The sequence below is a fragment of the Nitrobacter sp. genome, assembly GCF_047149785.1.
In the GTDB taxonomy this organism is placed as follows: Bacteria; Pseudomonadota; Alphaproteobacteria; order Rhizobiales; family Xanthobacteraceae; genus Nitrobacter.
This window is the reverse complement of sequence record NZ_BAAGBE010000001.1, coordinates 2,802,796-2,816,660: the sequence shown is the minus strand read 5'-3', so window position 1 is coordinate 2,816,660 and position 13,865 is coordinate 2,802,796. Positions and strand designations below refer to the sequence as shown.

Sequence of the window (13,865 nt, the reverse complement as noted above, 5' to 3'; positions counted from 1 at the left end):
CGCGAGCGCCGCCACGCTATCGCGAAAATCAGGGGGTTCGCGTTTCTCGCACCTCGCGCAAGGCCCGGCTGAAGAGGTGGTTGAAGATGCGATCGCGATCTTCCGCATTGGTCATGATGATGCTTTGAAGGCTGCTGTCGCGCTGATATTGTTTGATTGTCTCTTCGAGGAGGCGGCGCACGAAAGTCGGACGGGAAACATCCGGCGGATTGTTCCGCAGCACCGCCGCCATTTCCTCATCGAGCGCCTTGCGCTTCACCTGTTCGAGGCGGATGAAATCCTCTTCCGTGAATTGCGTTCCGTGCCGGTCGTTGAAGGAACGGACAATCTCTGAAAGTGCCTTCGCCTCATCTTCGGTATAGGGTTTGGCCCCAAATTCGCTGATCGCGGTGAGCGGAACGGCATCGCCCGCTGCGAGCGACGCGGAGCCAGCTTCTTTCTGTTGAACACGGAAGGCACGCAGGCGCAGCATTTCATCCGTTATCTCGACTTCCGGCGGCTGTTCCCGATTGGGCAACATCCGGTCCAGCCAATCGGTGTAGGCATAGAGCTTTTCCAAGCTGGTATCTCCCAGCCGGACGATTTGCGCGACGAAGCTGTAGAACCGCTTGTAGCTCCTCAATAGCTGCCGGAACTCTTCCTGCCGGCCCTCGTCATCCTCGGCTTCAAACCGCGCCACGGCGTTACGAACCAGAGATTCCAGCGTCACGCGATCCTGAGTGGATAGCGTTCCCTTGAAAAAGGTCGCGGCAAACCGCTCGATCTCGCTGCTGTCGAGATAGCCGAATGTGCGGATGCGCGTTTCCAACTGGTAGATCTGGTTCTTGTCGGAAACGGCTTCGAGGCTGGACACCTCATAGAAGGGGCGGAACGCTTCCTTGATGTCATCCGTCGTGTTCTGGAAATCGAGGATGAAGGTTCGTTCCTTGCCCTGGTAAATCCTGTTCAGCCGCGACAGGGTCTGGACGGCCTGCAACCCCGCCAGCTTCTTGTCGATATACATCCCGGACAATTTTGGCTGGTCAAAGCCGGTCTGATATTTTTCCGCGACGACGAGGATTTGGTATTCTGGCGTATCGAAGCGCTTGGGCAACTCGCCTTCGCCGAAGCCGTTCAGCTCGGCCTCGGTGTAGGTATTGCCATCGACGTGCAATTCGCCGGAGAAGGCGACAAGCGCCTTGAGGTCGCGATATCCCTTGTCCTCGATGTAGGTCTTGAGCGCGAAATAATAGCGGAGGGCGCTTTCCCGGCTTGAGGTCACGATCATAGCCTTCGCCTGGCCGTCCAGCTCTGGTCTGACATGGCGCTGGAAATGCTCGACCATCACCTCAACCTTCTGGCTCAGGGCGGTCGGATGCAGGGCGGCGAACCGCGCGACCTTCCGTTGCGCGCGCCGTGTGTCCAGTTCCGGATCGTCGTCGATCGTCTTTTCCAGGGCGTAATACGCCTTGTAGGTCATGTAGTTCTGAAGCACGTCGAGGATGAAACCCTCCTCGATCGCCTGCCGCATGGAATAGAGATGAAACGGATGCGGGAGGCCATCGGCGCCCACCGTGCCGAAACGCTCAAGCGTGACATTGCGGGGCGTCGCCGTGAAGGCGAAGTAGCTGATGTTCGCCTGCGGGCCGCGTTGGCGCTGGTATTCCGCGATCAGGTCTTCGATCTCGTCGGGCGTCCCGGCCTCTTCATCGCGACTGAGGGCATCGCTTAACGCCTGGGCGCTCTTGCCGGACTGAGAGCCGTGCGCCTCGTCGATCAGCACGGCAAACCGCCGCGTTCCCTGTCCGCTGATGACGCGAAGATGTTCGGTCGAAAACTTCTGGATCGTGGTGATGATGATCTTCGCCTGACCCTCGATCGCCGCCTTCAACTGCCGTGAGGTTCCGTCGATCTTGCGGACGACGCCGGGCGTCTGCTCGAACTGGGCAATGGTGTTCTGAAGCTGTCGGTCGAGAACGACGCGATCCGTCACCACAATCGCGGTGTCGAAAATCGGCTGGTCGGACGGATCATGCAACGTCACCAGCCGATGCGCCGTCCAGGCGATCGTGTTAGATTTTCCCGATCCCGCCGAATGTTGGATCAGATAGTTGTTGCCGCTGCTGTTGACGCAGGCATGGGCCAGCATCTTCAGAACCGCGTCGATCTGATGGAATCGCGGAAAGATCAGCGTTTCCTTGCCGTTCGTGCCGTCGAGGTGGAGAAACCGCCCGATGATGTCGAGAAGGATGTCGCGGGAGAAAATCGCCCGCCCTTCGGGCTGGTCCGCCCAGAGATAGGCGATACGAAACTCCCCGTCGATATCCGGGTTGCCCGCGCCGCCGTCATGCCCACGATTGAAGGGAAGGAACCGGGTCTTTCCGTTCTGGAGGCGAGTGGTCATGGACACGTTGTCCTGATCCACCGCGAAATGGACCAAGGCCCCTCGTTTAAATGTCAGCAGCGGCTCATTGGCGGGCGCCCGGTCATGGCGATACTGGCGCTCGGCATGGCGGAAATTCTGGCCGGTCAGGGTATTCTTCAGTTCCAGCGTCGCCACTGGCAGGCCGTTGACGAACAGCCCCACGTCGATGGCGTTTTCGTTCTTCGCGCTGTAGCGAAGCTGATTGATGACGCTGAGGATATTGCTCTCGAACAGCGTCACCAAAGCCGGGTTGACGCCGGACGCCGGCCTGAAGGCCGCCAAGAAGAACTTTAGGTTCGGAACCAGCTTCAGCCCATTGCGCAGCACATCCAGCGTACCGCGCTGCTTCAATCCCTGCTCAAGCTGCTTGAAGAACTCGGCTTCGGCGGAAGTACCATAATGGCCTTCCAGCTTCACCCATTCGTCGGGTTGCGTCGCCTTGACGAACTCGATCACCAGCGTCTTGTCGAGCGCGGAGGCGCGGTCATAGTCCTCAGGACGGCGGGGACGATAGCCTTGGCGTTCCACAAGCGCCTGGCACAGGTGGACCTCCAGCACCTCCTCCCGGTGGACGGTGTCTTCGGAAAAACCCTTGGCATATGGGTGCGAGGTCGATGGCTGCTCGTAATTCATGGCCGATCCCCCCCCGCCATTTTTATCTCATCGACTGCCGAAACCAGGGCCGTGTTGAGCGCCAGCATCGCCGCTTGCAGGTGCGACAGGCTGACATAGGCTTCGAACTCGATCGGCTGGTCGGCCGCATCGATCGGCGTCCCATAGGCGCCATACCGGAACGCGGTCGAGCCTGGGTCGATCGCGGCCAGTTCCTTCATGCGCCGCACGATCCATGCGGGAACGTCCTGCCCGTATCGCTCCTTCACCATCGCCACGAATCTGTCGGTGAGGGCGATCAGGTCATGAACCCGCTTCGCATCGGGCATGGCGGCCTTGAGGACGAGTTCGCAGGAATGGCGATAGAGAAACAGCGCCGCGTTGCCGATCCGGTAGTCGGCGATGCGCTTGTCCTTGATCGCGTCCACCAGCTCGTTGGCGGCGACAAAATATTCCTCCGCAAGCGATGCGGCGTTGGCCTGCATCATCCCGCCGAGGGCAAAACCGTGCGGCCCTGACCATTCATCCGCGCGGGCATGTTCGCCTGTGAGTTCCTCGAAGAGCGGCCGGGTCATGGCCTCTTCAGTGAATACCTCGGCGCGCATCATGCTGACGCCGCCGCAATGGCCTGCGGGTCAATCTGAAACCCGGCGGCCTGAAGGCGCTGCACCAGCTTCGGTACAATCTCCCGAACATGGTCATTGAACTCGATGCGAAGGATGCCATCAGTGTCAGACGGCCGTTCAAGTGCCCCTTTCTGGAGGATGGCCATGCGTTCGCGCCCAAGCGAAGCCATAACCATTCCCATTTCAAGGATCACATTCTGACGGGCTCGGGGCTTGCGATCTGCCTCATTTTCGGCCTTCGAATATCCATAGTCGTCAGGCGTGAGTAGCACCACGCCGAAAGCAGCTTCCTTGTAAATGTTGAGCTCAAGGGCTTCGATGATCGTCTTTCCGCCGCCATCAGCGTTTTGAAGGATAAACGGCTCAAGCCCGAGGCGACGAAGAACGAGTTCTAATTGGTCGCGCGCATCGCGATCATGACCATGGACGACAAAGATTTTCGCCGCTGCCGGCGCTTCTGCTGGCTTCACCGGCGCCGGTGCGCCGAGCGCAGCCGCCAGTTTGTCGCGGAATATATCTTGGTTCTTACCCTGAAAATTGACCGTGCCTTTGGGCGGCCACCAGTTGAGCATCTCACCAGTCTTTGCACGGAACGAATGGTGCCCGCCGTTTTCCGCGCGTTCAGTCCAGTCACCGGCAAGGCCGCAGGCTGCGACGGCGGCCTTCAATTCCTCAATGGTTCCGTGAAATTGCTTCATGGTGCCCCCTCCCGGCATATCAGACGAACAGTCGTCCCGTTGTTGTTTTCGTCCCTTGGCCGCGTGGTGTGAGGTCCTGCCGCTTCATCCAGTCGAGCCAACGGGAAAGGTCATCGGTTTTGAATTTCTTGCCCTTTTCGACGTGCCACTCGGCCAAAACGCCGTTGATAATCGTGACGTCGTCGGGCTGATGGCCATCAATCAGGGCGTCGTTCCAGACAGCGTAGAGCGTGGTAACGGCCTCAACAGCCTCCTTATCGAGGTCGCGCAGAAGATTGATGAGGCTACGAAGTGTGTCGGCTCGGGGACCGAGAAGCGCTTTCAGGTTGTCGGCATGTTGGCCAGCTTTCGATAGTGGCGTGTAGGTGACGAGCGTCCCCGCTCCGCCAGGCTGGTGCTTGCGATAAAAACCTTCCGCCTCCAATGCCCTTTCGGTCTCCTCGACCAGGACACGGTCCAGAGGGCCGGCCGCTTCACGCAGATAGTTTCCGTCAAGCTCGCTGATCCCGGCATGAGTTTCCGCAAGATAGAGTTCCTTTTGCAGCTTCACCCGCCCGAACTTAGGATTACTTCGATGCTGGTGGATGATCTCCGCCCCAACGACGAGGCGGAATCTGTCCCGGTCTGACGTGGGTATGGCAGCCGGCAGATTTTCGCGGATGTCGATCTGGCCCGCGACGGCTGCGGTGATTAGGGCGGCGCGGTGTTCCCGTAGGAGTGCAACGGAGCGAACGATCTTGGCCGCCACCTCGTCGGCATGGGCAAGCTCCCGCTCGGCTTCGGCCGCAATGCGGCGCTGTTCCTCCAGTGGAGGCACAGGCAACATGATGAGACGGAATTGCTCCCAATATAGCCTCAGGCGGAAATCGGTGATCCCTTTCGACCCCTGCCGCATCTGCTCGATGAAGGGCGGGGTGCGAAGAAGAAACTGATAATATAGGCTATGGAGGTCGCGTGTCGGCTTCGCGACTACGTATGCGGGGCTTACTGCGCCATCGACAGTCGAGACACCGACTGCTCCCTGCCATGCCCTCATCATGTTGTAGGCCAGATATCCGGGCCTGACGCATTTGTAGCTCGAACGGTCTTCGATGAGGTTTACCTTGCGGTCGCGTTCCTCGTCGTCGAGCTGCCTGTCCGATATGCCCGTATGGATTGAGACCGAGAGCACCGGAAGGTCATCGGTATTGGGCTCCGCCACCTCGTGGAAAAGATGCCCCGCTCGCAGGAGTGACCAATGGGCGGGGATGCGTGGAATATGGTCGAGCCCCGTCTCCACGGTAGCCATGCCCTCCACGGTAGCGCCCGTCACAAGCTCGGCGACAGCCTGCCTGGCCCGCTTATGCAGCAATTCGACCTGCCGCTCCTTCTTCGCGATCAGCTTGTCGATGCGGGCGGTTTCGCGGTCGAGGAAGGCGGCGATGGCCTTTTGGGTGGTGAGGTCGGAAAAGGGAACCTTGATCGCCGCAAGAGTCGAAGGGTTGATCGCTGGATAGCTCACGCCCGTTGATCGTGCCTCTACGTCTGCGACAAAGGCATTTGCTTGGCAAAGCCGATAAAGATAACCCGCATCAACGTCGGCGTTGGGCCGAAGCACGGCAAAGCCAGTGGAGACGACTGCGCCGTCATGGGTTTCGTCGATCCTTGCGACAGCCTTGAGGTATGTTCGGACAGTGGAAACGATCACATCGCCCGCGCGGACTGGCTTTCTCGCTCTGCTCGGCGCGCTTTCAAAGCGCATGGCCTCCTCGTGGCGCACCCCGTCTTCGAGCGTAACGCCTCCGATGTCGATATAGTTGAACTTGAAATCCGGGTTTGTATCCTCGGGCAACACTTCAGGATTGAATCGCGCCAGGTATTTGAGCGGTCTCAGTTCCGTTGTTTCTTTCGTTGACCAGAAACTCATCCCGCCACCTCCTTCAGGAGGTTGGCGATGTTCGTTTCCAGCGTCTTCAACTCGGCGTCGATCTCGGCCAGGGGACGCGGCGCGGCATAGCGGTAGAAGTAGCGGTTGAAATTGATCTCGTAGCCGACGCGGCCGACGCCCTTGTCGGTGTCATCCTTATAGGTCTCGTCCACCCATGCGTCGGGCACGAAGGGCGTCACCTCGCGGGCGACATAATCCTTCCAATCCTCCTTGAGGGGCACAAGCTCATGGTCGCGCAGTTCCGGGTCCGGCTCCGGCCTGCCGTCGCCATCGAGGCAGACTGCGGCGGATTCGTCCCGCTCCGACAGCGCGGAAAGGATGGCTTTCCTGACCGGCGCGCCGATTTTCACGCCCGCGCCCTTGAGCGCCTTGGTCAAGGCGACCTCGAAGGCGGGGCGCTCCATGAACAATGTCGTCGGCAGGCGATCGGCGACGACGTTCAAAACGTCATCCTGCTCGGCGGGGTCCAGCTTCAGGAACGGCTTGGCGAGCTTCAGCCGCGCGATGCGCTCGGGGCTGGATTGGAAATTCAGGCGAAGCGGGCGCTCCACCCTGATCTCGCGGACGCCGAAATCGCTGGCGTCGAAAATCTTCGACACCGCGCTCCACGGCCCGCCGCCGTTCGCCATCTCATGGAAGATATGCGTGATGGTCTCGCGTCCGTCGTCGCGGATTTCCCTGCGCTTGGAGCCGAGATTCTTGCGCATGGGCGTCCAGAACCGTTCGCCGGATGCGTCGATGAGTTGGACCTTGCCGCGCCGCTTCCGATCCTTGCGGTTGGTCAGCAGCCAGACATAGGTTTGGATGCCGGTATTGTAGAAAAGGTCGGTTGGCAGCGCGACAATGGCCTCGATCCAGTCATTTTCCAGCATCCAGCGGCGGATTTCGCTCTCGCCCGAACCGGCCCCGCCGGTGAAGAGCGGCGAGCCGTTCATGACGATGCCGATGCGCGAACCGATCTCGTCGGTCCGCATCTTGGAAATCATATGCTGGAGAAAGAGAAGCTGGCCGTCTGAGATGCGCGGCAGGCCCGCGCCGAAGCGGCCGTCATTGCCCAGGGTCGCCGCTTCCTCCCGGATCGGCTCCTGATACTTTTTCCAATCCACGCCATAGGGAGGATTGGACAGCATGTAGTGGAAGCGCCGGTCCTTGTGGGCGTCCTGCGTTAGCGTGTTGCCGAAGGCGATGTTTTCCGGGTCGTGACCCGTCACCAGCATGTCGGACTTGCAGATGCCGAAGGACTCGCCGTTCAATTCCTGGCCGAAAAGCTCGACGCGGATATCGGGGTTGAACTCCTTCAGGGCCTCCTCGGCGAGCGCGAGCATCCCGCCGGTGCCGCACGCCGGGTCGTAAATCTGCCGGATGATCCCCTGGCCCCGGAGCTTTTCATCGTCGTTGACGATGATGAGGTCAACGATCAGCCGGATCACTTCGCGCGGCGTGAAGTGCTCGCCGGCAGTTTCGTTGGAGATTTCCGAGAAGCGGCGGATCAGGTCTTCAAACAGATAGCCCATCGCCAGCGTCGAGACGGCTTCCGGGCGAAGGTCGAGCGAGGCGAATTGCTCGAACACCTTCCACAGGATGGTGGCGTCGGCGAGCCGCTTCAGTTGATCCGTGAAAAGGAACTTGTCGAGAAAAACATCCCGAACCGAGTCCGGGAAGGCCGTGATGTAAGCGATGAGGTTCTTGTGAACGTCGCTTGGGTTCTGCGCCCTGATTTTGGCGAATGTCAGCGGGCTGGTGTTGTAAACGCGGATGCCGCCGCCGACCGCACCATACAACATCATGTCGCGGGTTTGCTCGTCTATGCCGGGCGGCGATCCGGCATGAGCGTTCAGAACGGCATCTTTGGTGGGTTCAAGGATGCAATCGAGGCGGCGCAGCACAACAAAGGGCAAGATAACCTTGCCGTATTCCGACTCTAGTACGCCATAATCGAAGAGCTAGCCATTGCAGCCTGACTCAAACCAAACGGCCTCCCGGCAAATCCGGGGCGGTTCAGTCGGTTCGAAATGAATGCTTTTGCTCCGTTTCCAATTCTTCTTTAGGCCGAAGCAGATGCGGATCAACTACCTCTCTCGACCAAGTTCGCCTCAGATGAGCCGAAAGACGTTTTCGCGAGAAGGACCGAGAGCGGTGCGAGTTTCCGGCGAAACCGGGCCATAATACTTTCGCTAAGGCGCACGATGGGTCCTTAGAGAATTTTCGCTTCTGATGGAATTAGAAGCGGGACCCTAGGTGTTTAGTCCCAGCATGTCATGGCTTGGCTGACGGGTGAACAACTGTGGCTTTTCGGCGCTGATTTGTTTGATGGCTTCGAGCGGGGTTTTGAAGCGGAGTGCCTTGAGCCGCTTGGCGTAGTTGTAGGCCAGCAACCAGTCCCGGACGTGGCGTCGCAGGTCGTCGATCGAGGCGTAGTGGAAGGCGCGAACGGTGGCGTCTTTGATGGTTCGGACCATTCGTTCAGCCTGGCCGTTGGTCCAAGGATGATAGGGCCTGGTGAGCCTGTGCTCGATACTGTTCTCGGCACAGGCCCTTCCGAAGACGTGAGCGACGAAGCCGCCCTCGGCTCTCTTGTCGTGCTGGACGAACTGAACGCCGTTATCCGTCAGCACCGTGTGGACCTTGTAGGGAATAACTCTCACCAGCGCCTTGAGGAAACCCGCCGCCACGAGCTTGGTTGCCTTCCGATAGATTCTGGCGAAGACCAGCTTGGAGGTCCGGTCCACGGCCACGAACAGATAGGCCTTGCCGCCTTCATATCGCAGCTCGGCGATGTCGATGTGGAAGTAGCCGATCTCGTAAGCCTTGAACCGCTTCGGTTTTTCACGATCGATCTTCGGCAGCCGAGAAATTCCATGACGTTGAAGGCAGCGATGCAATGACGAGCGCGTCAGGTGCGGGATGACGTCCTTCAGTGCGACGAAGACGTCGTCCAGGGGCAGACGGGACTGCACGCGCAAAGCGACGATCGCGGCCTCCTCAATGCCCGAGAGGACGGAGCTTCGCTGCTGTTTCGGACCCATCGGCTCGTCCTCGACCGTCTGACGGAGCCGCCATTTCCTCACGGTCTTCTCGTTGATCCCGAAGCGCCGCGCGAGTTCCGCGGCTGAAGCCTGCGATCGCTGTAGCTCCGTTCGAACGGCGTGCGTGGTCGTGGCGCTCCCGTGAAGAACTTGGCCCATAGCGCGTCCCTCTCTGACGACGATAATGATACGCCATCACACTGTGGGACTAAACATCTAGGTCATCGACTCATTAAATCGCAACCAGATTCGGATTGAGGCGAGCTTGATGGCAGCGAGGAAGTTGTCGTCGCGCTTGTCGTAGCGGGTTGCGACAGCGCGATAATGCTTGATTTTGTTGAAGAAGCGTTCGACCAGGTTGCGCTTGCGATAGAGCCGCCTGTTGAACCTCAGGGCCATGACGCGATTTGGCATCGGCTTTACATTGGCTGTCGCGCCGCGCGCGGCCAGGGTCTGGCGCAGGGCGTTGGAGTCGTAGGCCCGGTCCGCCAGCAGCACGTCGCCGCGCCCAATCGTGTCGATCATGTCCTGCGCACTGCGCCCGTCATGCGCCTGGCCTTCGGTGATCTTGAGGACGATCGGCAAGCCGCACGCATCCACCAGCGCGTGGATCTTGGTGGTCAGCCCGCCGCGCGAGCGACCCATGCAACGGGATCGCGTCTGTTTTTTTGACCGTTGGCGGCGTGCTGGTGCACCCGGATCGACGATGAATCGATCATTTGAATGTCGCCCTCATAAGCCTTTGAAACCGCCGACAGAATTCGATCCCATACGCCGGCCTTGCGCCACCGGTTGAAGCGGTTCACGCAGGTCGTATGCGGGCCGTAGCGCGCCGGAATGTCCGCCCACGGCGCGCCGGTGCGCAGCCGCCAGAAAATCCCGTTCAGCACCCGTCGGTCGTCCACCCGTGCAACGCCGCGCGATTTGTTCGGCAACAGCGGCTGGATCACAGACCATTCAAAATCCGTCAGATCAAAACGCGCCATTCAATCCTCCCGTGCTTCGGAGATTGAATCACGCCTCCCGTCCAAACGGAATCCCATTTATGGGTTCGTGACCTAAACACCTAGATTGTTGTTTTACGCGTTTTCTTCACGCGAACCGGCATCCACTTTGCTCGAAAACGCTACAAACGATGACTCCACGCATGTCATGGAGTCCCGGAGTGATGTTAAAAATATCCGAAGTTTGCTCGGGCTGGCTCCAGGGATCCGTGGCTCAACTAATCGCTAATCTCCCGTGCTCACATGTGACCCAAGCGTCGCTCGGCAATCGGTAGCTTAAGGTAAGCATATGCATCTTGGTGACTACCCCACGCTTTTTCTTGCATCATTATTTGTGTGACATCGGGACTTTGCCCAATGCGACTTGCAAACCAACGTTGATCGATCAAGCTGATTCCGTAGTCATGTTGTGAAGAGTAGTCCTGATAGGCGTAACCTTCACGCTCAAACTGATCAGCTAATTCGGTTAGACGAGCTGACGTGAGCAGCTTTGTGCGATAATTTGTCCTCTCGGGATCGCGCTTTATATCTTCGTAGGACCATCGACCTTGTGATGTGAACAACAGAACGCCCATCGGCTTCAGTGAGGGAATAAGCTGCCGCAGCAGCGCTTCGCTGACGGAGGCTTTTAGATGCGTGAATACTGAACCTAGGTAGACTAGGTCGAAGGCTTCTTTCGCATAAACATCACGAGGGATCGTAGAGCCCAAGTGGTCGCGGCACCATTGCTGAGCCCCTTCATCCATATCGCTAGTCCAGATATGCGCTTTCGGAAATTCGGCTTTAAGCCAACGCGTCACGCGGCCGTAGCCACAACCGAAGTCGTGAATGTCCTCAAGCTCCGCTACACCACCCGCGTAGCCGAGGCGAGCTACAAGCGCTGTAAGGATCATTCTGATCGCGCCTCTACCTGCATCGAAGTAGAATTTATCAGCGCCGGGACCGAGTCCGGGACGCATAAGGTCCTTTTCGGAAAACTCAGGCGAGACTTCAATCGCTCGGAGACGCTTGTAGAGATCCGGAATCATAGCATTCCTTGCAAGTCTTTGGCACGGGCATGTTTGGAGTCGTAGTTTACTATGAAGCTTCTCCGCTGTGACACACAGCTAGCTCAGAGTTGCAACTTAAGACGTAAATTGAGTTAAGGCGTTAAGTCTAAAGCAGCGCTGGAAGGAACGAGCAAGCAAAATCAATGCGGGTCCCGGAGGAGACTGAACGTGCAAAGCTTCGATGTGTCCAAGGCGCCGGGGAACGGCAAATCATTTTGGCTATTGAGCCAGCTCAAAGTTCATTGAGCGCAAACCCGGGAAACCGCATAGAGTAATTTTATTAAAAGAGGCAACACCCTTCACCTTTATTGTTTATTGCTATCGTTATGTCTTACGAAACTAGAGCCCAAAGTTGTGGCGGAGATTGGGCTCCGTCGCGCAAAAGAGCGCCATGCTGATAGCAGAAAAGTTTACAGCACGATCAGTTTCGGCTGTGTGCTCACTTAGTATCGAAGGGCTTGGGCGGATTTCGTTAGGCCCTCGCGAAGAAGCTATTTGCTGCTCGATCCGCATCAAAGCGCAACAGCGGGTCTAGGCTCAGGACTCATTGATCAGAGCCAAAAGATGACGGCTGCTGCGATGCGGATGGCGGACATGAAGGTGTGTGCGCATCGGTCGTAGCGGGTGGCAATAAGCCGCCAGTCCTTGAGCCTGGCAAACAGGTTCTCAATCTTGTGGCGAGTTCGGTAGAGAGCCTTGTCGTATGGAAGCTGTGTTTTGCGGCTTCTGATCGGCGGGATGCAGGGCACGGTGCCTCGGGCTTTCAAGGCTGAGCGGAAGCAGTTGCTGTCGTAGCCGCGGTCGGCGATCAGTGCGCCGCGGGGCGGCAGAGCCTCCAGCATCAGGCGTGCGCCCTAGTGGTCGCTCATCTGCCCCTCGGTCAGCAGCATGACGAGCGACTTACCGCAGCATCGAGCCCGCTCTCGCGGAAGACGCAAGGCACGCCTGAACGTAAACAGACTGTCAGTTCGCGGCGCAATGCTCCGCGTCCCTGAATGTACAGGGATTGATAGATTGTCTCATGACTGATGCGCGTAGTCGCATCCTTGGGGTAATCGAGCTGAAGCCAATGCGCGATCTGTTCAGGACTCCAGGCCTCGACCAGCGCCTGCTTTGACGGTGAACAACTCGGCGTCCCTTCCATACCACGTAGGGCCCAGCCGCACCGCGCGCTGGCACACTCCCGGGGAGAACTTGTTCGTCGTCTTGCCTATAGCTCCACTTCCCAGGAATTGGAGCCTCCGGCAAATCCGGAGCGGTTCAGACCACATCAAGTCAAATGCCTGAGACGAAGCTCAGCACATTCAATCGTGGCTTGGTCGTTTAAGGAGAGTAAAAATGTCCTCGGCGGTTTGCCGAAAGTTCTTTTTCAAACGTTAAGCCTGACGACATACCCAGCATGAAAAATCACTACCCAGGGACGTTTTCACATCAATAAAGATTTCTTCAAGTACGAAGCCCTCCACGACGACAACATCAGCTCCGGCACATTGGCGAATTGCGCGCGCGATCACGTCGCTAAAACCTTGGCGCACTTCATTCTTGTCTTTAATCATGTCCCAAGCAGCCCAAATAGACCCATTTGCCTTCTGCACTGCTGCATCATACAAGATCTGAGAAACTGAGGATTTTGGCTTATGCCCACGTGCCGGCGTAAATAATTGGTCAGTGGAAATTACAGCGGCGCTACCAAGTTGCCACGCCAGGGAAGTCTTGCCTATGCCTCCCTTACCCAAAACGAAAATAACGTCGGTTCTACGTTTATTCGCATGGAAGACCCGCCGCGGAATGGGATCGCCCTCTTGTTCGACGCTAGGGCCGACATCTCTGACCGCGTAATCACGCAGCCAAACTCCGCGCAAGAGCTCCTCGGTCGCAAAAAAGCGGTCATCGATCGAACGTAATGCGCGCCCGATTGTCGTGGCGTGATTTCGGCGCGCGACACCGATTTCGAGAACTAACAAACCATCATCATTCAAAATGTCGCGGATGCCGGCCAAAAGCCTCGCGGGCTCGGCTATATAGTGCAACGCTGAAAGCAAAAGAATATAATCAAACTTTTCGTTTGGAAGATCGGTCATATTCCCTTTACGGAACTCGATCTTCAGATCCAATTGTTCGGCTCGCCTGCGTGCCGATCCCAACGCCCGATCATCGTGGTCAACTCCCAACACGCGAGATGCACCGCGGCGCGCAGCTTCTATACTGAAAAATCCCTCATTGCACCCGAGATCCAAGAGGGACTTGCCCTGCAGGGAATTGGGTAGTCTAATCCGATCCAGCTTCTCGTTAGATTTGGAGTCGCCAATTTGACCGTCAAAGCTCTGATAGGCCATTTATCCCCCTGGTGGCGGAGCGCTCTAATCTTTCTAGCCGCCACCCTTATCACTGTAAACCCAGCGTTTCCGCTATCACTAGCGGTAAGCGGTGGTCCCGAGATCATATACAATTATAATCAACAGCGGTGCAGCGAGCTGAATATTCCTGATGAGCCATTTCGAGCATTTCGAAGGAATGAT

The 13,865-nt window shown here is 57.9% G+C and carries 9 protein-coding genes and 3 pseudogenes; all 12 read right to left on the bottom strand.

Annotated features, from left to right (window positions below):
* Window positions 1-28: 28 nt before the first annotated feature.
* Window positions 29-3,037, bottom strand: coding sequence for a type I restriction endonuclease subunit R (locus ACMDCM_RS13125; RefSeq protein ID WP_412773963.1), 3,009 nt, complete (start codon window positions 3,035-3,037; stop codon window positions 29-31).
* On the bottom strand, window positions 3,034-3,591 hold the full coding sequence (locus ACMDCM_RS13120) for a hypothetical protein (protein ID WP_412773962.1): 558 nt from the start codon (window positions 3,589-3,591) through the stop codon (window positions 3,034-3,036). The genes ACMDCM_RS13125 and ACMDCM_RS13120 overlap by 4 nt, the downstream gene beginning before the upstream one ends.
* Window positions 3,592-3,620: 29 nt before the next feature.
* Window positions 3,621-4,340, bottom strand: coding sequence for a TIR domain-containing protein (locus tag ACMDCM_RS13115; protein ID WP_412773961.1), 720 nt, complete (start codon window positions 4,338-4,340; stop codon window positions 3,621-3,623).
* 19 nt (window positions 4,341-4,359) lie between these two features.
* Window positions 4,360-6,246 carry a restriction endonuclease subunit S gene (locus ACMDCM_RS13110; RefSeq protein ID WP_412773960.1) on the bottom strand — a complete coding sequence of 629 codons (1,887 nt, stop codon included), beginning with the start codon at window positions 6,244-6,246 and terminating at the stop codon, window positions 4,360-4,362.
* Window positions 6,243-7,781: an HsdM family class I SAM-dependent methyltransferase gene (locus ACMDCM_RS13105; protein ID WP_412774749.1), complete on the bottom strand. Its 1,539-nt coding sequence runs from the start codon at window positions 7,779-7,781 to the stop codon at window positions 6,243-6,245. The genes ACMDCM_RS13110 and ACMDCM_RS13105 overlap by 4 nt, the downstream gene beginning before the upstream one ends.
* Before the next feature lie 54 nt (window positions 7,782-7,835).
* Window positions 7,836-8,177 (bottom strand): annotated as a pseudogene (locus tag ACMDCM_RS13100) (type I restriction-modification system subunit M N-terminal domain-containing protein); the annotation flags it as partial.
* 324 nt (window positions 8,178-8,501) lie between these two features.
* Window positions 8,502-9,452 (bottom strand): IS481 family transposase, encoded by a 951-nt coding sequence (locus ACMDCM_RS13095; RefSeq protein ID WP_412772957.1) that lies wholly within the window; start codon window positions 9,450-9,452, stop codon window positions 8,502-8,504.
* 57 nt (window positions 9,453-9,509) lie between these two features.
* Window positions 9,510-10,279: pseudogene (locus tag ACMDCM_RS13090) on the bottom strand (IS5 family transposase).
* A gap of 257 nt (window positions 10,280-10,536) precedes the next feature.
* The gene (locus ACMDCM_RS13085; protein ID WP_412773959.1) at window positions 10,537-11,325 is read right to left on the bottom strand and encodes a class I SAM-dependent methyltransferase; all 789 of its coding nucleotides are present in this window, start codon (window positions 11,323-11,325) and stop codon (window positions 10,537-10,539) included.
* 572 nt (window positions 11,326-11,897) lie between these two features.
* Complete coding sequence (locus tag ACMDCM_RS13080; protein WP_412773958.1) at window positions 11,898-12,188, bottom strand: transposase; 291 nt, start codon at window positions 12,186-12,188, stop codon at window positions 11,898-11,900.
* A 69-nt stretch (window positions 12,189-12,257) separates the two neighbouring features.
* Window positions 12,258-12,507: pseudogene (locus tag ACMDCM_RS13075) on the bottom strand (IS30 family transposase); the annotation flags it as partial.
* Window positions 12,508-12,722: 215 nt separating this feature from the next.
* Complete coding sequence (locus ACMDCM_RS13070) at window positions 12,723-13,682, bottom strand: methyltransferase domain-containing protein (protein ID WP_412773957.1); 960 nt, start codon at window positions 13,680-13,682, stop codon at window positions 12,723-12,725.
* Window positions 13,683-13,865: the final 183 nt, after the last annotated feature.

Bases quoted from the DNA above. Each gene is read 5' to 3' on its own strand.
- ACMDCM_RS13095 (WP_412772957.1), bottom strand. From the start codon at position 9,452: ATGGGCCAAGTTCTTCACGGGAGCGCCACGACCACGCACGCCGTTCGA.
- ACMDCM_RS13080 (WP_412773958.1), bottom strand. From the start codon at position 12,188: ATGCTGGAGGCTCTGCCGCCCCGCGGCGCACTGATCGCCGACCGCGGC.
- ACMDCM_RS13085 (WP_412773959.1), bottom strand. From the start codon at position 11,325: ATGATTCCGGATCTCTACAAGCGTCTCCGAGCGATTGAAGTCTCGCCT.
- ACMDCM_RS13105 (WP_412774749.1), bottom strand. From the start codon at position 7,781: ATGGGCTATCTGTTTGAAGACCTGATCCGCCGCTTCTCGGAAATCTCC.
- ACMDCM_RS13125 (WP_412773963.1), bottom strand. From the start codon at position 3,037: ATGAATTACGAGCAGCCATCGACCTCGCACCCATATGCCAAGGGTTTT.
- ACMDCM_RS13120 (WP_412773962.1), bottom strand. From the start codon at position 3,591: ATGACCCGGCCGCTCTTCGAGGAACTCACAGGCGAACATGCCCGCGCG.
- ACMDCM_RS13110 (WP_412773960.1), bottom strand. From the start codon at position 6,246: ATGAGTTTCTGGTCAACGAAAGAAACAACGGAACTGAGACCGCTCAAA.
- ACMDCM_RS13070 (WP_412773957.1), bottom strand. From the start codon at position 13,682: ATGGCCTATCAGAGCTTTGACGGTCAAATTGGCGACTCCAAATCTAAC.
- ACMDCM_RS13115 (WP_412773961.1), bottom strand. From the start codon at position 4,340: ATGAAGCAATTTCACGGAACCATTGAGGAATTGAAGGCCGCCGTCGCA.